Origin of the sequence: Actinomadura luzonensis, from assembly GCF_022664455.2 — a bacterium.
Lineage (GTDB): Bacteria > Actinomycetota > Actinomycetes > Streptosporangiales > Streptosporangiaceae > Nonomuraea > Nonomuraea luzonensis.
This window is the reverse complement of the sequence record NZ_JAKRKC020000002.1, coordinates 3141512-3161762: the sequence shown is the minus strand read 5'-3', so window position 1 is coordinate 3161762 and position 20251 is coordinate 3141512. Positions and strand designations below refer to the sequence as shown.

Here is a 20251-nt window from a genome sequence, read left to right as displayed (position 1 = left end):
CGGCGTCACGCCGTCAGTTGGCGTGCGAGACGGCGGACCCGATGGTGTGGACGCGCAGCGCGTTGGTGGAGCCGGGGGTGCCGGGAGGCGAGCCGGCCACGATGACCACCTTGTCGCCCTTCTCCAGCCGGCCGAGCGACAGCAGCGACGCCTCCACCTGCCGCACCATGTCGTCGGTGTGGTGCACGAACGGCACGTGGAAGGTCTCCACGCCCCAGGTCAGCGAGAGCTGCCCCCGCACGTGCGGCGCCGAGGTGAAGGCGAGCAGCGGGATCGGCGAGCGGTAGCGGGCCAGCCGCCGCGCGGTCTCGCCGGACATCGTGAACGCCACCAGCGCCTTCGCGCCGACGATGGCGCCCACCTCGGCCGCGGCGCGGGCGATGGCGCCGCCCGTGGTCTCGGGCATGCGCTCCAGCGTGTGGGTGGCGTGCAGCGACGACTTCTCGGCGGCGCAGGCGATGCGGTCCATGGTGGAGACGGACTCGATCGGGTAGTTGCCGACCGACGTCTCGCCGGACAGCATGACCGCGTCGGCGCCGTCCATGACCGCGTAGGCCACGTCGGAGGCCTCGGCCCTGGTGGGGCGGGGCGCGTTCATCATGGAGTCGAGCATCTGCGTGGCGACGATGACCGGGCGGGCCTTCTCGCGGCACAGCTCGATGATGCGCCGCTGCACGATGGGCACCTGCTCCAGCGGCAGCTCGACGCCGAGGTCGCCGCGGGCGACCATGATGCCGTCGAACGCCTCGACGATCTCGGGCAGCCGGTCGACCGCCTGCGGCTTCTCGATCTTGGCGAGCAGCGGCAGGCGCACGGCCTCCTGCTCCATGATGTTGCGCACCACGTCGGCGTCGGACGGGCGGCGGACGAACGACAGGGCGATCATGTCGAAGCCGGTGCGCAGCGCCCAGCGCAGGTCGGCCTCGTCCTTGTCGGTGAGCGCCGGCGCGCTGACGTTGACGCCGGGCAGGTTGAGGCCCTTGTTGTCGGAGATCATGCCGCCGATGACGACGCGGGTGACGACGCGGTCGCCGTCGACCCGGGTGGCCTCCAGCACGAGGCGGCCGTCGTCGACGAGGATGGTGTCGCCGGGGCGCACGTCGTTGGGCAGGCCCTTGTAGGTCGTGGAGACCTGCTCGCGGTCGCCCGGGACGTCCTCGGTGGTGATGGCGAAGACGTCGCCGAAGCCCAGCCGGACCGGGCCCTCCTCGAACGTGCCGACCCGGATCTTGGGGCCTTGCAGGTCGGCGAGCACGCCTACGCCACGGCCGAGGTCGGCCGCCACCCGCCGCACCCGGTCGTAGACCTCGCGGTGCAGGTCGTGGTTGCCATGGCTGAGGTTGAACCGGGCCACGTCCATGCCCGCGGCGATCAGCTCGCGGAGACGCTCCTCCGAGGAGGTGGCAGGGCCTAGGGTGCAGACGATTTTCGCGCGACGAGTCACGAGTCCTACCTTAATTGGTACAGACCACTTGGCAGTCACCGACGACGGAGAACGTAGCCCGCGTAGGAGAACAGCACGAGAACAGCTACCCCCGATCGTGCCAAGTTCGTGTACTGCTCCGGATAGACGACACCCTCGATGTAGTGGTCGATGAAGCCGGAGGGCGGCAGTCCCCGCTCCCCCGCGTGCCGCCGTCCCCAGTCCTCCAGCAGGGTCAGCGGGCACTCCACGCCGGTCGTGATCGAGATCAGGCCCCAGGCGACGACGGCGAGGTGCGGCCGGATCGCCCGGCGCCACCGCCACGCCAGGAAGCCCCCCGCCGCCAGATAGGCGAGGAACGCGAAGTGCACCACCATCGCGGCGTCCGCGATGAGGCGATACATCATGGTTCGAAGGTAACTGCCTTCCAGGCGTCCACGATGCCGTGGCCGAAGAATCCGTTGTCGGCCTCGTCGCCCTGGCAGGTGTGCGTCTCGCTCTGGCCGTAGGACTGGTAGACGTACTGGCGGGGCGTGGGGCAGGACCTCCGGTCGGCGCTGGCGTAGAGGTACTTCTCGACGGTGGCCGGGTCGAGGGTGAGCCCGCCGCCGGGGGCGGGCTTGCCGAAGCGGCTGACGAGGAGCGCGGCGACCCCGGTGGCGTGCGGGGCGGCCATCGAGGTGCCGTCGAGGTACTGGTAGTAGGAGCAGGAGCCGCCGGAGCAGTCGCGTACGACGTCGGAGCCCTTGGGCCGGCCGTCGGCGTCGAGGCGGCCGGCGGCGCGCAGCGCCCGCTCGGGGGCGGCGGCCAGGATCGAGCGGGTGGCCTTGGCGCCCTTGCCGTCCACCGCGTCGCCGCCCGGCGCGGCCACGTCGGTCTGCTCGACGCCGTAGTCGCTGTAGACGGCCTTGCGGCCGGAGGGGCCGAGCGCGGAGACGGAGATGACACCGTCGGACTCGGCGGGCACGTTGATGCAGGTGTTGTCCACCTTGCGGGTCTTCTGGCTGCCCTCGGGGTAGCCGGGGCTCTTGTCGTCGACCTTGGGGTCGCCGAGGTCGGAGGAGCCGTTGCCGAGGGCCGAGACGATCGTGACGCCCTTCTTGCGCGCGTAGTCGACGGCCCGCTGCATGCCGGTGATGACCGCCTGCTGCTCCAGCTGCTCCTTGCGGCTGTCGCCCGGGTTGCGCGCGCAGTTGAACAGCCACGGGTCGACGTAGTAGCTGAGGTTGGCCACGTCCGCGCCGATGTCGGCGGCGTAGGCGAGCGCGTCGAGGCTGGGCTTGAGGAAGAAGAAGCCGGAGTCCTGGCCCGCCCGGACGTTGACCAGCCGGACGCCGGGGGCGACGCCCGCGATGCCGATCCCGTTGACCGGCGAGGCGATGGTGCTGGCCACGTGGGTGCCGTGGCCGTCGTCGTCCTCGTCCACGGGGTCCTTGCAGCCGGCCGCCTCGCAGGGGCCGTCGAGCGTCTCGCCGTTGTCGTCCTTGGGCTTGTCGGTGACGAAGTTGCGGCTCAGCTCGCGGTCGAAGTTGGGGGCGATGTCGGGGTGCTTGCCGTCGATGCCGGTGTCGATGACGGCGACCAGCACGTCCTTGCTGCCGGGCGCCTTGGCGTGGGCGCGGTCGGCGCCGATCATGCGCATGTCCCACTGGCGGCCGGCCAGCGGCTCGCCGGAGGCGCGGGCGGCCCTGAGCGCGGAGCCGTCGGGGAACGAGCGCACGGGCTCGGCGGTGGCGTGGCCGATGCTGCGGTCCGGGGAGACGCCGACGACGGACGGGTCGCCGCCCACGCTCTCGGCGAAGCCGTCGCGGGCGCCCCTGGCCAGGAGGTAGCCGAGGCGGGCGTCCTCGCCCACGGAGGTGCCGCCGGCCTGGGTGACGGCCGCCATCGCCTGGCTCTGCTTGCCGTCGGCGTAGAAGACCAGGTAGTCGGCCTGCGGGCCGGCGGCTCGGGTCTGGGTGCCCTTCGGGGCGGGCGTGCCGGGGCCGGCGTCGGGTCGGTGGGCGGTGGCGGGCGTGCAGGCGGCGAGAGCGAGGAGGGCCAGGGCCGTCATCCCGGAGGCGACTCGCCGCATACTTCCCCCATCCGCCGGACCTGTCGCAGAATCTGCATCTTCCCGACAGTCAACCTTCGATGCAACTTAGTAGCCAAATTTCGGCCTAAGGGCGGCGAAGCGGACCCCAGGTCAGGGCCCGCTTCCGCCGGTGCGCGGGGTCAGGCCCTGGGGGCGATGGTGACCCCGCCGAGCATCACGCGGCGGGGCATCGGCCGCTTCAGGAACTCGTGCGGGAAGCCCAGGTCCACCCGGCTGGCCTCGTCGAGCGCGGCCAGGTGGGCGGGGTCGAACGTCAGCTCCAGCGCCCCCAGGTTGTCCTCGAGCTGCTCCAGGGTGCGGGCCCCGACGATGGGGGCGGTCACCGCGGGGTCGAGCAGCGTCCAGGCCAGCGCCACCTGCGACGGCTTCGCGCCCATCTCGGCCGCGACCCGCCCGACCACGTCGGCGATGTCCAGCGCGCGCTCGGTGAGCGAGCCGTTGGCGGCGGCCACGTTCCTGCGCGTCCCCGCGGGGTCGCCGGAGACCTCCGCGGCCAGGTCGGCGCGGGTGTACTTGCCGGTCAGGACGCCGCTGGCGAGCGGCGACCACGGCACGACGCCGAGCCCCATCTCCCTGGCCATGGGGATGAGGTCGCGCTCGACCGTCCGCTCGGCGAGGCTGTACTCGATCTGCAGCGCCACCAGCGGCGCCCAGCCCCGCAGGTCGGCGATGGCCTGCATGCGCGAGACCTGCCAGGCGGGGGTGTCGGAGATGCCGGCGTAGAGCACCTTGCCCGACCGCACCAGGTCGTCCAGGCCGCGCAGCACCTCCTCGACGGGGGTGGTGAAGTCCCAGGCGTGCAGGTAGAGCAGGTCGAGGTGGTCGGTGCGGAGGCGCCGCAGGCTGGTCTCCACCGAGCGCATCATGCTCTTGCGGTGGTTGCCGCCGGAGTTGGGGTCGCCGGGGCGGGTGGCCGCGGTGTACTTGGTGGCGATCACCAGCTCGTCGCGCCGGCCCGCCGCGAACTCGCCGAGCAGCGTCTCGGCGGTGCCCTCGGTGTACTGGTTGGCGGTGTCGACGAAGTTGCCGCCGCGCTCCAGGTAGGCGTCGAAAATGCGGCGCGACTCGTCCTTGTCGGACCCCCATCCCCAGTCCGTCCCGAACGTCATGGTGCCGAGCGCGAGCGGCGAGACCCGGAGGCCGGAGCGGCCCAGCAGGCGGTAGGTGTCAAGAGTCGTCGTCATGCCTCCAAGGCTCCCGCGCGGCGCGGCGGCGGGTAAGGGAAGGCTCATCCTGGGACGGGCTCTCCCAGGACGAGCCGTCGTAGGATCGAGGGCGATGAGCATCGTGACCCGCGAACTGGCGGCGTTCCTGCGCACCCGCCGCGAGCGCCTCGATCCCCGTGACGTCGCGCTGCCCGCCCGCCGCACGACCCACCGCCGCACGCCCGGCCTGCGCCGGGAGGAGGTCGCCGAGCTGGCCGGCGTCAGCGTCGACTACGTCATCCGGGTGGAGCAGGGCCGCCTGCGCCCCTCCCCCGAGGTCCTGGAGGCCCTGGCGGGCGCGTTGCGGCTCAGCGAGGACGAGCGGGTCTACCTGTTCGACCTGGCCCGTCAGCGGCCCGCTCAGCGCCGCCCGGCCGCCGGCGCCGACACGGCCGGCCCGCTGTCGCGGCTGGTGCTCGACCTGTCGCCGCTGCCGGCCATGGTGCTCAACCACCGCTTCGACATCCTCGCGTGGAACCCGGAGATGTCCGCCCTGATGATCGACTTCGCCGCGCTGCCGCCCGAGCAGCGCAACAGCATGTGGCTGTGCACCCTGCACCAGGGCCTGCGCGCGTTCTACCGCGACCGGGAGCGCACCCTGCGCGAGGGCATCGCCGACCTGCGGGCCGCCTGGGCGGCCCACCCCGACGACGCCGCCCTGGCGGCGCTCATCGAGGAGCTGACCGCGGGCAGCGAGGAGGTCGCCCGCCTGTGGGCGCTCCGCGACGTGCGGGTCAACGGCCGCGGCAGGAAACGGCTGCGGCACGCCGAGGCCGGTTCGCTGACCGTCGAGTACGAAGTGCTGACCCCGCTCCAGGCCCCCGACCAGCGGCTGGTCATCTACCGCCCGGCCGATCCCGCCTCCCGGCGGGCGCTGGAGGAGATCACCGCCGGCTGCGCCCTGGCCGCCGGCCCCGTCCCGGCGGGCTGAGCGGGCGGGCCGGCTGGGCGGGCCGGGCACGCGACCGCCGCCGCACGCGCGGCGAGCGCGTACGGCGGCGGGCGGAAGAGGGTCAGACCAGCGGGCGCGCGGTCGGCAGGATCGGGTACGGCAGCGCCGTCTCCCCGGTCAGGTACCGGTCCACGCCGGAGGCGGCGGCGCGGCCCTCGGCGATCGCCCACACGATGAGCGACTGGCCGCGGCCCATGTCGCCGGCCACGAAGACGCCGTCCACCTTGGACATGTACGTCGTGTCGCGGGCGACGTTGCCCCGCTTGTCGAAGAAGCCGTCGCCGCCGGCGACCTCGGCGAGGTCGGTCAGCAGCGCGCCCTTCTCCGGCCCGAGGAAGCCCATGGACAGCGTGACCAGCTCGGCCGGGATCTCCCGCTCGGTGCCCGGGATCGGCTTGAAGCCGCTGCCCGGGCCCTCGACCTCGACCAGGCGCAGCGCCCGCACGTTGCCGTCGGCGTCGCCGACGAACTCCGTGGTGGACACCGCGTACATGCGCTCCCCGCCGCGGTCGGCGAGCTCCTCGTGGGCGCTCTCCATCTTGAACAGCATCGGGTACGTCGGCCACGGCTGCCCGGCCGGCCGCTCCCTCGGCGGGACCGGCATGATCTCGAGCTGGGTGACCGACGCGGCGCCCTGCCGGATCGCGGTGCCGATGCAGTCGGCGCCGGTGTCGCCGCCGCCGATCACCACCACGTGCTTGCCCTCGGCCGAGACGGGCGCGACCGCGTAGTCGCCCTCCTGGACCTTGTTGGACAGCGGCAGGTACTCCATCGCCTGGTAGACGCCCTTGAGCTCGCGCCCGGGCACCGGCAGGTCGCGCCACTGGGTGGCGCCGCCGGACAGCACCACGGCGTCGAACTGCTCGCGCAGCTCGGCGGCGGTGATGTCGACCCCGACGTTGACGCCGGTGCGGAACTCGGTGCCCTCGGCCCGCATCTGCTCCAGCCGGCGCTCGATGTGGCGCTTCTCCATCTTGAACTCGGGGATGCCGTAGCGCAGCAGGCCGCCGATCCGGTCGGCCCGCTCGAACACCACCACGTCGTGCCCGGCCCGGGTGAGCTGCTGGGCGGCGGCCAGGCCCGCGGGCCCGGAGCCGACGACCGCGACCCGCTTGCCGGTGCGGACCGCCGGGGGCCGCGGGGTGACCCAGCCCTCGGCGAACGCCCGGTCGATGATCTCGACCTCGACCCGCTTGATCGCCACCGGGTCGGAGTTGATGCCGAGCACGCACGCCGCCTCACAAGGAGCCGGGCAGAGCCTGCCGGTGAACTCCGGGAAGTTGTTGGTGGCGTGCAGCCGCTCGATCGCCTCGCGCCAGTCGGTGCGGTAGACCAGGTCGTTCCACTCGGGGATGAGGTTGCCCAGCGGGCAGCCGTTGTGGCAGAACGGGATGCCGCAGTCCATGCAGCGCGCGGCCTGCTTGGTCAGCTTCTCCTGGGAGAAGTCCTGGTAGACCTCGCGCCAGTCGGTGATGCGGACGTCCACGGGGCGGCGCGCCGGCAGCTCCCGGTCGTGCGTGAGAAAACCCTTGGGGTCAGCCATTCGGTACGCCTCCCTTAACCCTGGACCGCGGCGGCCATGACCGCCTCGTCGACGTTCCTGCCTTCGATGCGGGCGGCCTCGGCGGCGGCCAGCACCCGCTTGTAGTCGGTCGGCATGATCTTGCTGAACCGGCCGAGCGCCGCCTCCCAGTCGGCGAGCAGCTCCTTGGCCACCGGCGAGCCGGTCTCGGCGAAGTGCTTCTCGACGACCTCCTTGAGGAACTCGGCGTCCGCCCCGGACAGCTCCTCGACCGCGACCATCTCGCGGTTGACCCGCGCGGTCTTGAGGTCCAGCAGGTAGGCGATGCCGCCCGACATGCCGGCCGCGAAGTTGCGCCCGGTCGGGCCGAGCACCACGACGCGCCCGCCGGTCATGTACTCGCAGCCGTGGTCGCCCACGCCCTCGACGACCGCGGTGGCGCCGGAGTTGCGGACGCAGAACCGCTCGCCCACGACGCCGCGGACGAACACCTCGCCGGACGTGGCCCCGTACAGGGCGACGTTGCCGGCGATGATGTCGCCGTCCAGCGGGGCCGCCTCGTGCGGCCGGACGGTGATCCGCCCGCCGGACAGGCCCTTGCCGAGGTAGTCGTTGGCGTCGCCGGTCAGCCGCAGCGTGACCCCGCGCGGCACGAACGCGCCGAACGAGTTGCCCGCCGAGCCGGTGAAGGAGATGTCGATGGTGTTGTCGGGCAGGCCCTGGCCGCCGTACCGCTTGGTGACCTGGTAGCCGAGCATGGTGCCGACCGTGCGGTTCACGTTGCGGATGGGCAGCTCCAGCGTGACCGGGGTGCCGCTGTCCAGCGCGCCCTCGGCGAGCTGGATGAGGGTGTTGTCCAGCGCGTGCTGCAGGCCGTGGTCCTGGCCGACGACCCGGCGCAGCGCGGTGCCCGCGGGCAGCTCCGGCCGGTGCAGGATCGGCGACAGGTCCAGGCCGCCGGCCTTCCAGTGCTCCTCGGCGGCCGTGGTGTCGAGCAGCTCGACGTGCCCGATCGCCTCGTCCAGCGAGCGGAAGCCCAGCTCGGCCAGGTACTCGCGGATCTCCTCGGCGATGAACTCGAAGAAGTTGACCACGAACTCCGGCTTGCCGGTGAAGCGCTTGCGCAGCTCGGGGTTCTGCGTCGCGACGCCCACGGGGCAGGTGTCGAGATGGCAGACCCGCATCATCACGCAGCCGCTGACGACGAGGGGCGCGGTCGCGAAGCCGTACTCCTCGGCGCCGAGCAGCGCGGCGATGACGACGTCGCGGCCGGTCTTGAGCTGCCCGTCGACCTGGACGACGATGCGGTCGCGCAGGTCGTTGAGCAGCAGCGTCTGCTGGGTCTCGGCGAGGCCCAGCTCCCACGGCGCGCCCGCGTGCTTGAGCGAGGTCAGCGGGGAGGCGCCGGTGCCGCCGTCGTGGCCGGAGATGAGCACCACGTCGGCGTGCGCCTTCGACACGCCCGCGGCGACCGTGCCGACGCCGACCTCGGCGACCAGCTTCACGTGGACCCTGGCCTCCGGGTTGGAGTTCTTCAGGTCGTGGATGAGCTGGGCGAGGTCCTCGATCGAGTAGATGTCGTGGTGCGGCGGCGGCGAGATGAGGCCGACGCCGGGCGTGGAGTGCCGGGTCTTGGCGATCCACGGGTAGACCTTGTGGCCGGGGAGCTGGCCGCCCTCGCCGGGCTTGGCGCCCTGCGCCATCTTGATCTGCAGGTCGTCGGCGTTGACCAGGTACTCGCTGGTGACGCCGAAGCGGCCGGAGGCCACCTGCTTGATCGCCGAGCGGCGGGCCGGGTCGTACAGGCGCTCGGGGTCCTCGCCGCCCTCGCCGGTGTTGGACTTGCCGCCGAGCCGGTTCATGGCGATCGCGAGCGTCTCGTGCGCCTCCATGGAGATGGAGCCGTAGGACATCGCGCCGGTGGAGAACCGCTTGACGATCTCGGAGACCGGCTCGACCTCCTCGATCGGGATCGGGTTGCCCTTGCGCAGCTTGAACAGGCCGCGCAGCGTCATGAGCTTCTCCGCCTGGGAGTCCACGAGGTTCGTGTACTCCTTGAAGATCTCGTAGCGGCGCGTGCGGGTGGCGTGCTGCAGCTTGAAGACGGTCTCGGGGTTGAACAGGTGCGGCTCGCCCTCGCGCCGCCACTGGTACTCGCCGCCGACCTGGAGCCTGCGGTGGGGGTTCTCCGCCCGCGGGTAGGCGTGGCGGTGCCGCTGCGCGACCTCCTCGGCCAGCACGTCGAAGCCGACGCCGCCGAGGCGCGAGGTGGTGCCGGCGAAGCAGGAGTCGATGACCTCCTGGCTCAGGCCGAGCGCCTCGAAGATCTGCGCGCCGGTGTAGGAGGCCACCGTGGACACGCCCATCTTGGACATGACCTTGATGACGCCCTTGCCGTAGGCCTTGATGAGGTTGCGCACGGCCTTGCGCTTGTCGAGCGCCAGCACGCCGGCGTCGACGAGGTCCTCGACGGTCTCGATCGCCAGGTACGGGTTGATCGCGCCCGCGCCGTAGCCGATGAGCAGCGCCATGTGGTGGCACTCGCGGGCCTCGCCGGTCTCCACCACGAGCCCGATCTTGGTGCGGGTCTTCTCCTGGATCAGGTGGTGGTGCACCGCGCCGGTGAGCAGCAGCGACGGGATCGGGGCCAGCGTGTCGGACGAGCCCCGGTCGGTCAGCACGAGGATGCGCGCGCCGTCGGCGATCGCCTGGGACGCCTCGGCCCGGATCTCCGCCAGGCGGCGCAGCAGCGCCTCGCCGCCGCCCGCGACCTCGAACAGGCCGCTGATGACGTGCGGCTGGAAGCCCGGCAGGTCGTGCTCGTCGTTGATGTGGATGATCTTGGCGAGCTCGTCGTTGTCGATCACCGGGTACGGCAGCACGAGCTGCCGGCACGAGGCCGGGCCCGGGTCGAGCAGGTTGCCCTCGGGGCCGATGGTGCTGGCCAGGGAGGTGACCAGCTCCTCGCGGATGGCGTCCAGCGGCGGGTTGGTGACCTGCGCGAACAACTGCGTGAAGTAGTCGAACAGCAGCCGCGGCTTCTCGCTCAGGACCGCCACCGGCGTGTCGGTGCCCATGGAGCCGATCGGCTCCTGGCCGTTCTTCGCCATCGGCGACAGGATGACGCGCAGCTCCTCCTCGGTGTAGCCGAAGGTCTGCTGCCGCTTGACCAGCGCCTCGTGGGTGGTGGTCTCGCGCTGGCGGGACGGCAGCTCCTCGAAGCGCACCAGGCCGGCGTGCAACCAGTCCTCGTACGGGAGCTCGGCGGCCAGCTCGGCCTTGATCTCGTCGTCCTCGATGATCTTGCCGCGGGCGGTGTCGATGAGGAACATGCGGCCGGGCTGCAGGCGGCCCTTGCGCACGACGTCCTCGGGCTTGATGTCCAGGACGCCGGCCTCGGAGGCGAGCACGACCAGGCCGTCGGCGGTCACCCAGAAGCGGCCGGGGCGCAGGCCGTTGCGGTCGAGCACGGCGCCGGCCAGGGTGCCGTCGGTGAAGGTGATCGAGGCGGGGCCGTCCCAGGCCTCCATCATCGCGGAGTGGAACTCGTAGAAGGCCCGGCGGGCCGGATCCATCTCGGTGTGGTTCTCCCACGCCTCGGGGATCATCATCAGCACGGCGTGCGGCAGGCTGCGGCCGCCGATGTGCAGGAGCTCCAGGGCCTCGTCGAAGCTGGCGGTGTCGCTGCCGTCGGGGTCGCAGATGGGGAACAGGCGCGCGATGTCGCCCGGGATGCGCGGGGAGGCCAGCATGGCCTCGCGGGCGCGCATCCAGTTGCGGTTGCCCTTGACCGTGTTGATCTCGCCGTTGTGGGCGATGTAGCGGTACGGGTGCGCGAGCGGCCAGCTCGGGAAGGTGTTGGTGGAGAAACGCGAGTGCACCAGCGCGATCGCCGTCTCGTAGCGCTCGTCGCTCAGGTCGGGGAAGAACGGCTCGACCTGGTCGGGCGTCAGCATGCCCTTGTAGACGATCGTGCGCGCCGACAGCGAGGGGAAGTAGACGTCCGCCTCGTGCTCGGCCCGCTTGCGCAGGCAGAACGCCAGCCGGTCCAGCTCCAGCCCCTCGCGGCCGTCGGGGCTCGCGACGAAGAGCTGGGCGAAGTGCGGCATGACGGCGCGGGCGCTCGGGCCCGGCAGGGCGCGGTCGACCGGCGTCTCACGCCAGCCGAGGACCGTCAGGCCCTCCTCCTTGGCGATCTCCTCGATGAGGCGCACCGCGACGCCGCGGGCCTCCTCGTCGACAGGCAGGAACGCCATGCCGGCGGCGTACGCGCCGGCCGCGGGCAGGGTGAACGGCACCACGGCCCGGAAGAACGCATCGGGGATCTGCGTCAGGATGCCGGCGCCGTCGCCGGTGTCCGGCTCGCTACCCTTGGCCCCCCGATGGTCCAGATTGCACAGCGCCGTCAGCGCCTTGACCACGATCCCGTGCCCCCGGCGTCCCGCGACGTCGGCGACCATGGCGACACCGCAGGCATCGTGCTCGTTGGCGGGGTGGTAGAGGCCCTGGGGCTCGGGGAACCCGAGGTGGGCAGCAGGCATGTAATCCCTCCCGTCGTCATCGTCTGTCTCGAACTGCGCTTACAGGCGGGGACGACGTTGGCCCTGCTGCATATCGTGGGTAGAGGTTACCGCACCATGTCGGAATGGTGCCCGCCGCGTCCGCATTGCGAACATTCGGACCTTCCCGACATCCGAACTCATCATCTCAAACCTCGGACCTGGGCCGCGAAATTCCCGATCCGGCCAGCGCTTTACGCCACGAGAATCGATTCCTCCCCCTTCCCGGCCACCCACCCCTCACAGGCTCCCCACCCCCTCACCCCCAGCCACCCCGCCCAGCACTCCGCGCGACGACCGACCGCGGCCGGCCTCCCACGAACGGTGGAAAGGGGCGGCGGGGCAGCCTTCCCATCCCCCCAGCACTCCGCGCGACCACCGACCGCGGCCGGCCTCCCACAAGCGGCCGGGGACGGGTGGCGGGGCAAGCTCCCCATCCCGCCATCCGCCACCCCGCCCAGCACTCCGCGCGACCACCGACCGCGGCCGGCCTCGTGCGGGCGGCGGGGAGGGGTGGTGGGGGTCGATAGGGTTGCCTCATGGGGCGAGACGGGGTGGCGGCGGAGCAGCGCGGCGGGACACCGGGGCGCGACGGGCTGGAGCGGCTGCTCGTCGCCGCGGGCGCCGACAGCCGCCGCCTCAGGCATGCCCTGGCCCTCCTGTGCGACGGCCAGTGGTGGACGCTCGCCGCTCTCGTCCGCGCCACCGCCACATCGCGGCGGACGGTCGAGGCCCTGCTCCGCGAGCTGCCCCTGGAGCGCCGGGGCGGCGACGAGTTCCGGATTCGGCCCGCCCACACCCCCGCCTACCAGGACCTCCTCGCCGTGGCCCCGCCGCCCGAGGACCCGGTGGCCCATCTCGTCCCGCACCACGCGCACGTCCTCGACCGCCTGACGGCCCTCGTCGCGAACGCGCCGCGCGCCCGCCACACCCTCGACCACGTCTCGGCGACCCCCGAGACCGCGCTGCGCCGCGCGCTGCTGCTCGGCGCCCGCTTCTGGCTGCCCGGCGCCCGTCTGCTGTGCGTCGGCGACCACGACCTCACCTCGCTGGCCGTCAAGCTCGTGCACCCCGAGACCGACGTCACGGTCGTGGACGTGGACGAGCGCGTCCTGGCCTACATCGACGAGCAGGACCTCGGCGTCCGCACCCGCTGGGCCGACCTGCGGCTCGGGCTGCCGGCCGCCGCGCACGGGCACGACCTGGCGTTCACCGACCCGCCGTACACGCCGGAGGGCATCGGGCTGTTCGTGGCCCGCGCCCTGGAGGGGCTGGCGGACGACGGGCGGGTGCTGCTGGCGTACGGGGCCAGCGAGCGGACGCCGATGCTGGCGTACAAGGTGCAGCAGGCGCTGTCGGAGCTCAACCTCGCCTACGAGGCGATCTATCCCGACTTCAACCGCTATTTCGGCGCGGAGGCCATCGGTTCGGCCGCCGACCTGTACTTCCTGCGCCCCACCACCCGCACCCGGCCCGCCGTCAACGCCCGCCTGAGCCGCCTGACCACCGCCATCTACACGCAGGGCCCCCAGTCCGTGGAGTCGGCGGACGGCGGCGCGGCGGCGGCCGTCCCGGCGGGGTTCGACCCCGACCTGCTGGTCGGCGACTGGCCGAAGGAACTGGGGCAGCCGCGGGTGAAGCTGTCCACGTGGCTCGCCAAGCCGTACGCCGCCGCGGCCGAGCGCGTCGCCGTCGCCCTGCCGCCGGGCCTGGAGGCCGCGCTGCCGCGCCTCCTCCTGGCGACCCGGGCTCCGCACGTCCGCGTCGTGGGCGCCGGCCTGCCGCCCGTCCCCGACGTGCTGGCCGCCGTCTACAAGCTGAGCACCGGCTCCGGCGGCCTCGATGCCGTACGCCTCCCGCAGCCCGACGGCGACGCCCCGGCGGTGCTGCGCCGCATCCTCGACAACGGGCACGCCAAGCTGGCCAACACCTGGCGGGAGGCGCTGATCGCGCTGGCCCGCGCGCAGGGCTCGTCCCTCACCAAGAACGAGGCCCGCGCCCTGATCCGCGAGGCCGCCCCCTGGTCGGACGACCTCACCCCGCTGGACGCGCCCCTCCACCGCCTGGAGTCCCTGCCCCACGCGGTCACCACCACGGTCACGGCCCTCACCGCGACCACGGCCTGACCGCTCCCCGGGCTCAGGTGGCGGCGACGACCCGGCTCTGCACCACGTGCCCCAGCCCGTCGAGCGCGACCAGCGCCGCCACGAGCTCCTGCTCGTGCGCCGTCCCGCCGGCCCAGCTCACGGTCACGTAGTGGCCGAGGGCCCGGGCCTGCGCCCGGCTGGTCGCGGCGTCGAACAGGACGTCCTGCCGCACGAACCCGTCCCTGCCCAGCGCCGCCACCAGCGCGTCGGCCGCCCGCCCGTCGCTCATGTTGAAGATGACGAACTGCCCCGCCGTCGTGCCGCTCCGGTAGGTGGCCTGGAGCGCCTGCGTGCAGCCGGCGGCGGTGGCGCCCCAGAGGATCTCGTCGCAGTCGGCGACCTCCTTGGTGGCCTCGCGCCGCATGGTGCCGACCGTCTGGTTGGCGGCGGTGAAGACCTCCTGCGGGGTGAGCGGGCTGCCGTCCTGGGCGCGGGTGTCGATGGCGGCGTAGAAGGCGGACGTGGGCTCGCCGTGGTACGAGCCGGGCCTGGGCTCGTCGCGGCGCAGCCACAACCAGCCGATGACGGCGATGACGAGCACGTTGGCGGCCACGACGGAGATCACCAGACGACGGGACATCAGCCGGCCGCTCCCCTGCTCCGGACGACAGAAACGAGACGGGCGCCGGCACGAACGCCCGGGCGGCCGGCGGGCGTCACGAGGCCGGTCCCGTGATCGCGACGACCCGCCGGTAGACGGCCTTCTCCGCGCCGCGCAGCCCCAGCGTGAGCGAGACGTAGTCGTCCCTGACGCCGGGCTCGGCGCCGTCGACCCGGCCGAGCCACACCAGGCCGACGTAGTGGCCGAGGGCGTAGCCGCCGGCCTCGGAGTAGCCGCCCGGCGGGAAGGAGCCCTTGGACGAGGTCAGCGGGCGCGCCCAGCCGCCCCGGTAGAGGGTCTTCAGCGAGTCGACCAGCTCGGTGGCGGACTGGCCGTCCCTGAGGTTGAGCAGGGTGTACTGGCCGACGTAGCGGCCGTCGGAGCTGAGGTAGAGGCCGCGGGCGGCCTGGGTACAGCCGGCGTCCGCGACCTGCTCGGTCAGGCTCCCGCCCCACAGGGCGGCCGAGCAGTCGGCGTCGAGCTTCTTGGCCACGAGTTTCAGCTTGAGCTTCTTGGTGACCTCCAGCTCGCTCTGCCCGAACACCTCCTTCTCGGTGAGCGCCTTGCCGTCCTTGGCCCGGTCGGCGAGGGGGTCGAACAGCTTGGGCGAGTTCCAGCCGCGGAACACCTGCGGCAGCGCGGCGTCCGGGCCCAGCAGGGCGGCGCTGGCCTCGCGCTCCGGGGAGTAGCCGCCGATCGACATGGCGATGGCCACCACTCCCGCCGTGGCCCCCAGCAGGCCCACGACCGACGCGATGATCACGATGAGCCGCTGCTGGCGGGGCTTGAGGCCCATGCCGGTGAGGATGGGGAACTGCCAGTCCGAGGGCGGGGTCCGGCGTCGTTTGCGCGACCCGGCCGTCGTCTCCCCGGTCTCGTCGTCGTGCTCGCCTGCGCGGGAGGCCGCGACGCCGTCGTCGGCGGGCACGTCGTCGGGACGGCGGGCGCGCGTTCCCCTGCCGCCGGCCCTGGAAGCGCGGGACGGCCGGTCATCGAGGGCGGCGCCGCTGGGTGGAGGGGCGCTTTCGGCTGCTATCCGGTCGGATGCGAAGAAATCGCCGCCGTCCTGATCCGCGAGGTCGTGGTCGGCGAAGGCGTCCCGCTCCCGCCTGCCTCTGCCGAAGAGCCCGCTCGCGCGGTTGCCGCGCCCGGTCTCCGCCGGCTCGGCCGCAGCGCCCTCCGCTGTCCGCGGGCTCGGGGTTTCGTGAGCGCCGCCGGCTCTGCCGTCGTGAGCGCCGCCGGCTCTGGGGTCGTGGGCTCCCGTGCCGGGGCCGGGGATCACCGCCCAGCCGCCGTCGGCCGAGCCGGCCAGTGCCGCGTGAGCGCCGCCGGCCTCGGGGACGGACGGGCCTCGGTGCGTTCCGGTGTCAGGGGCGGACGGGGCGCGGTGGCCGCCGCCTCGCCTGCCCTCGGCCGCGCGGCCGCGTCGCGACCGCCCGGCGCGGCCCGTGCCGGCCGAGGCCGTCAGGTCGTCGTCATAGGACGTGGTGTCGTGGGACGGGGCGTCGTAGGAGGGGGCGTCGTAGGACGGGGTGGCGGGCGGGCGGGCGCCGGCGCCGCTGCCGTACGCGGTGCCCGCGTCCCAGGAGGCGCCGGGGCCGTAGCCGCCGGTGAGGCCTCCGTGGCCGGGGCCGTAGCCGCTGGCGGGGCCTCCGTGGCCGGGGCCGGGTGAGCCGGCCGCAGGCTGGGCGCCGCCGGCCGGGCCGGTGCCGTACGGGCCGGTGCCGGATTGGCCTGGGCCGGACTGGCCGGGGGCCGGCCGGCCGCCGGAGGCGGGAGCGCCACCCGGAGCGGGGTGGCCGGGAGCAGGGTGACCAGGAGCGGGGTGACCAGGAGCGGGGTGACCGGGAGCGGGGTGGCCGGGCGGCTCGGAGTGCCTGGAGTCGGGGTGCCTGGAGTCGGGGTGCCTGTTGGTGGCCGAGTGCCTGGTGCCCGGGTGACCGGCCTCCGGGTGGCCGGCGTTCGGCCAGGGTGAGGGGCTGGGCGAGGAGGGGACGTCCGGCCAGGGCGAGGAGGGGGTCTCCGGGGTGGGCTGGTCGGGGTAGGCGGGGTTCTGGCCGGGGTCGGGGCGGCCGTTCCTGCCGCGCGAGCCGGCTCGTCTGCGGGCCATCACAGGCCCGCCGCCCCGATCAGATTGCCCAGCCCGTAGGTGACCGCGGCAGCCACCGCGCCCACCACGAGTTGCCTCAGCCCCGAGAACCACCAGCTTCGCGCCGTCACGGCCGACACGATAGCGCCCGCCGCGAACAACGCCGCACACGAGACCGCCGCGGAGACCAACAGGTTCGTGGCCCCCAGCACGTACGGCAGCAGCGGCAACGACGCCCCCACCGCGAACGACAGGAACGACGACCCCGCCGCCAGCAGCGGCGACGGCAGGTCCCCGGGCGCGACGCCCAGCTCGTTGACGGCGTGCACCTCCAGCGCTCGCTCGGGGTTGCTGGAGATCTGCCGGGCGACCTCGGCGGCCAGCTCGCGGTCCACGCCGCGGTCGACGAAGGTCTGGGCGAGCTCGGCCTGCTCGTCCTCGGGGTGCTGGCGCAGCTCGCGGCGTTCGACGGCGATCTCGGCCTGGGCCAGCTCCCGCTGGCTGGCGACCGACACGTACTCGCCGCCCGCCATCGACAGCGCCCCGGCGGCCAGGCCGGCGATGCCGCCGAGGGCGATGACCCGGGTGTCGGCGGTGCCGCCCGCGACACCCGCGATGAGCGCGAAGTTGGACACCAGGCCGTCCATGGCGCCGAACACCGAGGGCCGCAGCCAGCCCCCGGTGACGTCGCGATGCTGGTGGTGGGCCTCCGCGCGCTCGGTCATCGGGAGTTCGTCTCCTTGGGGACGCCGCCGCTGCCGTTGCTCGTGCCGGCTTCGGCGGCCTCCTCGGCGTCGGCCAGGCCGGCGGAGGAGTGCGCCGGGTCGGCGGAGGAGTGCGCCGCCGGGTCGGCTGAGGACCGGGCCGGGCCGGAGGCTCCGGGGGCGTCGCCCGCGTCGCCGGACGCGGACGCCTCGGGGGACGTGGACACCTCGGCGGAGGTGGAGGCGTCGGAGGAGGCGAGGCCGCCGGCGGAGGTGGGCGTGCCGGGCGTCGCCTTGGCCCCGGGCCGCTCGCCGGCCGGATCGGCCGCGCCACCATCCTCGGCGTCACCGGCCGCGCCAGGCGCCTCGGCATCGCCCGACGTGGCGGCGGCCTCGGCATCGCCCGCCGTGGCGGTGGGCTCGGCGTCGCCCGCCGTGGCGGTGGGCTCGGCGTCGCCCGACGTGGCGCGGGACTTGGTGCCGGACGGGGTGGTGCCTTCAGTGCCGGACCGTGCGGCGGTGCCCTCGGTGCCGGCTGATGTGGTGGTGCCGGTGGTGCCCTCGGGGGCGGGGGCCTCGCCGTCGGGTGCGGTGGTGGCCGTGCCGTCCGGGCCGGAGGTGTCGCGGTCGTCGGGTTCCGCGCCCGTGGCGAGGGTGTCGTCCGTGGAGCCGGGGTCGGACTGGCCGGCGGCGTGCGCCGGGTCGGCCTCGGCGGACGGCGACACGACGACCTCCACGCCCTCCTTGTTCCTGGTCGCCCAGAAGTAGACCAGCGCCCCGACGAACAACACGATCGACGTCCACTGGTTGATGCGCAGCCCGAGGAAGAACACCGCGTGGTCGACCCCGCCCACCGGGTCGATGCGCAGCCCCTCGATCCAGAAGCGGCCGAGCGTGTAGCCGGCCACGTACAGGGCGAACAGCCGCCCGTGGCGCAGCCGCAGGCGGCGGCCCACCAGGATGAGGGCGAAGCCGAGCAGGACGTCCCAGATCGACTCGTACAGGAAGGTCGGGTGGTAGAGCACGCCCGGCTCGCCGCCGTGGTCGGCGTCGATCTCCAGCCCCCACGGCAGCGTCGTCGGCCCGCCGTACAGCTCCTGGTTGAACCAGTTGCCCCAGCGGCCGATGGCCTGCCCGAACGCGATGCCGGGCGCGATGGTGTCGGCCAGCGCGGTCATGGACAGCCCGCGCCGGCGCGCCGCCCACCACACGCCGACCCCGCCGAGCGCGATCGCCCCCCAGATGCCGAGGCCGCCCTCCCAGATGAACAGCGCCTTGTAGGCCGGCTTGATCGCGCGGCTGCCGAAGTAGGTCTGCCAGTCGGTGATGACGTGGTAGAGCCGGCCGCCGATCAGGCCGAAGATGACCGCGGGGACCGCGATGTCGATGATCGTCCCCTTCTGGCCGCCACGAGCGCGCCAGCGCCGCTCGCTCAGCCAGACGGCGACGATGACGCCGAGCACGATGCACAGTGCATAAGCCCGGATCGGGATGATTCCGAGATACCAGACCCCCTGGGAAGGGCTGGGAATCGAGGCAAGGGGCATGTCAGGTGAGGGTAGCGGAAGCGAGGCTACTTGGCCGCCTTCGTGACCGCGTCACGCAGCTCCGAAGGACTGAACACGACCGAGTTGTCCACTTCTGTGCCGTTAAGCTTCAGGGTCGGCGTGTGGTTGAGCTTCTGCGCGTCCATGATCTTCTGGCTGTACGCCTGCTGCGCCTGGACGTGCTTGCCCGACGTCACGCACTGCTCGAAGCCCGGATCGGTGACGCCCGCCTTCTTGCCCCACTCCAGGAGCTGGCTGTTGGTGAAGCCCTCCTCGGTCTCGGACGGCTGGTTCTGGTAGAGCAGGTCGTGGAAGGCGACCCACTGCTTGCCGTCGGTGAGACAGCGGGCGGCGTTGCCGGCGCGCAGCGAGTTGGAGCGGGTGGGCTCCTGGGAGAAGATCGTGATCGGGTGGTAGACGACCTTGGCCTTGCCCTCGGCGGCGAGGTTCTTGATGGTCTGGCCGCTCACCCGCTCGGCCTCCTTGCAGGCCGGGCACTGGAAGTCCTCGTAGACGTCGAGCACGGGCTTGTCCACCCCGCTCTGCGCCATGACCACGCTGCCGTCGGCCTGGATGGCGACCGGCGCCAGGCCGCCCGTGGCGTCCTCGGAATCGGACCTGCTCACGCCGTACCAGTAGCCGGCCCAGACGGCGGCCACGGCGACCGCGCCGGCGGCGACGTAGGTGATCACGCGCTTGCGCTTGTCGCGGGCGCGCGCGGCGGCCTGCTGCTCCCTGATCTTCTCGCGTGCGCCGCGCGTCGCGGTCGTGCGCTCACCCTTGCTCATCGCTGGTCCTCCGCATGATCGTCATCAGCCAAGTCGTCGGCACTGTCGTAGGCGCCGTCGCCCCCGAGCCCGAGGGCGCCGTCGAGCGCGAGGCGGCCCGGCGGGAAGCGGACCGTCCAGGCGCCGAGCAGCGCCAGGCCGAAGTCGCGCAGGATGTCGAGCAGATAGGCCGGCTCCTGCCCCGCCCCGAGCTGGCCGCCGCCGCCGAAACAGCCGCAGTCGATCCGCAGGCCGTTCGCCCAGGCCCAGCCGATGCCGAGCACGAAGGCGAGCATGAGCAGCGCCGCGATCACGGCGGCCACCCTGGTCAGCAGACCGACCACCAGCAGCACGCCGACGACGATCTCCAGGATGGGCAGGGCGTAGCCCACCGTGACGGCGATCGTGTCGGGCAGCAGCTGGTAAGCCTTGACCGCCAGGACCGAGTCGGACGGGTTGCCGATCTTGAGCGCGCCCGCCGCGATCAGCACTCCGCCCAGCACGAGCCGGGCAGCGGTCGTCACCCAGGGTATCGGCAATCTCACCGTTGGTGACGATAGTGACGCGTCCAAGACTGATTCCCTTCTTCTCGGTGCCGGAAGTGCGCACAGTACCGGGACTCCATCGGACCACGCCCGGG

14 protein-coding genes are annotated in these 20251 nt (G+C 73.0%); 2 read left to right on the top strand and 12 right to left on the bottom strand.

Annotated features, from left to right (window positions below):
• Positions 1–13 precede the first annotated feature (13 nt).
• The 4 genes from pyk to MF672_RS45000 all read right to left on the bottom strand — a co-directional run bounded on the left by pyk (position 14) and on the right by MF672_RS45000 (position 4702).
• On the bottom strand, positions 14–1444 hold the full coding sequence (gene pyk / locus MF672_RS45015) for a pyruvate kinase (protein ID WP_242375807.1): 1431 nt from the start codon (positions 1442–1444) through the stop codon (positions 14–16).
• Between the two features lie 35 nt (positions 1445–1479).
• Positions 1480–1830, bottom strand: a complete 351-nt coding sequence (locus MF672_RS45010) for a DUF2784 domain-containing protein (protein ID WP_242375808.1) — start codon at positions 1828–1830, stop codon at positions 1480–1482.
• Positions 1827–3497: a S8 family serine peptidase gene (locus MF672_RS45005; RefSeq protein ID WP_242375809.1), complete on the bottom strand. Its 1671-nt coding sequence runs from the start codon at positions 3495–3497 to the stop codon at positions 1827–1829. The genes MF672_RS45010 and MF672_RS45005 overlap by 4 nt, the downstream gene beginning before the upstream one ends.
• A gap of 140 nt (positions 3498–3637) precedes the next feature.
• The gene (locus MF672_RS45000; RefSeq protein ID WP_242375810.1) at positions 3638–4702 is read right to left on the bottom strand and encodes an aldo/keto reductase; all 1065 of its coding nucleotides are present in this window, start codon (positions 4700–4702) and stop codon (positions 3638–3640) included.
• A gap of 94 nt (positions 4703–4796) precedes the next feature.
• On the opposite strand from MF672_RS45000, the gene MF672_RS44995 reads away from it, so the two are divergent.
• Positions 4797–5654, top strand: coding sequence for a helix-turn-helix domain-containing protein (locus MF672_RS44995; RefSeq protein ID WP_242375811.1), 858 nt, complete (start codon positions 4797–4799; stop codon positions 5652–5654).
• Positions 5655–5736: 82 nt separating this feature from the next.
• Here MF672_RS44995 and MF672_RS44990 read toward each other — a convergent pair whose 3' ends face one another.
• Positions 5737–7218 carry a glutamate synthase subunit beta gene (locus tag MF672_RS44990; protein ID WP_242375812.1) on the bottom strand — a complete coding sequence of 494 codons (1482 nt, stop codon included), beginning with the start codon at positions 7216–7218 and terminating at the stop codon, positions 5737–5739.
• Positions 7219–7232: 14 nt separating this feature from the next.
• A complete protein-coding gene (gltB, locus tag MF672_RS44985; RefSeq protein ID WP_242375813.1) occupies positions 7233–11738 on the bottom strand; it encodes a glutamate synthase large subunit in 4506 nt (1501 codons plus the stop codon).
• Between the two features lie 557 nt (positions 11739–12295).
• On the opposite strand from gltB, the gene MF672_RS44980 reads away from it, so the two are divergent.
• On the top strand, positions 12296–13882 hold the full coding sequence (locus MF672_RS44980; protein ID WP_242375814.1) for a bis-aminopropyl spermidine synthase family protein: 1587 nt from the start codon (positions 12296–12298) through the stop codon (positions 13880–13882).
• Positions 13883–13895: 13 nt separating this feature from the next.
• On the opposite strand, the gene MF672_RS44975 is transcribed toward MF672_RS44980, so the two are convergent.
• The 6 genes from MF672_RS44975 to MF672_RS44950 form a co-directional block, all read right to left on the bottom strand.
• Positions 13896–14483, bottom strand: coding sequence for a hypothetical protein (locus MF672_RS44975; protein WP_242375815.1), 588 nt, complete (start codon positions 14481–14483; stop codon positions 13896–13898).
• A gap of 76 nt (positions 14484–14559) precedes the next feature.
• Positions 14560–16614, bottom strand: coding sequence for a hypothetical protein (locus tag MF672_RS44970; RefSeq protein WP_242375816.1), 2055 nt, complete (start codon positions 16612–16614; stop codon positions 14560–14562).
• Positions 16614–17318 (bottom strand): VIT1/CCC1 transporter family protein, encoded by a 705-nt coding sequence (locus MF672_RS44965; protein WP_242375817.1) that lies wholly within the window; start codon positions 17316–17318, stop codon positions 16614–16616. The genes MF672_RS44970 and MF672_RS44965 overlap by 1 nt, the downstream gene beginning before the upstream one ends.
• Positions 17315–18760 carry a prolipoprotein diacylglyceryl transferase gene (gene lgt / locus MF672_RS51920; RefSeq protein ID WP_407654803.1) on the bottom strand — a complete coding sequence of 482 codons (1446 nt, stop codon included), beginning with the start codon at positions 18758–18760 and terminating at the stop codon, positions 17315–17317. Before lgt ends, MF672_RS44965 begins: the two co-directional genes overlap by 4 nt.
• A 110-nt stretch (positions 18761–18870) precedes the next feature.
• Positions 18871–19632, bottom strand: a complete 762-nt coding sequence (locus tag MF672_RS44955) for a DsbA family protein (protein ID WP_242375818.1) — start codon at positions 19630–19632, stop codon at positions 18871–18873.
• On the bottom strand, positions 19629–20156 hold the full coding sequence (locus MF672_RS44950; RefSeq protein WP_242375819.1) for a MauE/DoxX family redox-associated membrane protein: 528 nt from the start codon (positions 20154–20156) through the stop codon (positions 19629–19631). Before MF672_RS44950 ends, MF672_RS44955 begins: the two co-directional genes overlap by 4 nt.
• Positions 20157–20251 lie beyond the last annotated feature (95 nt).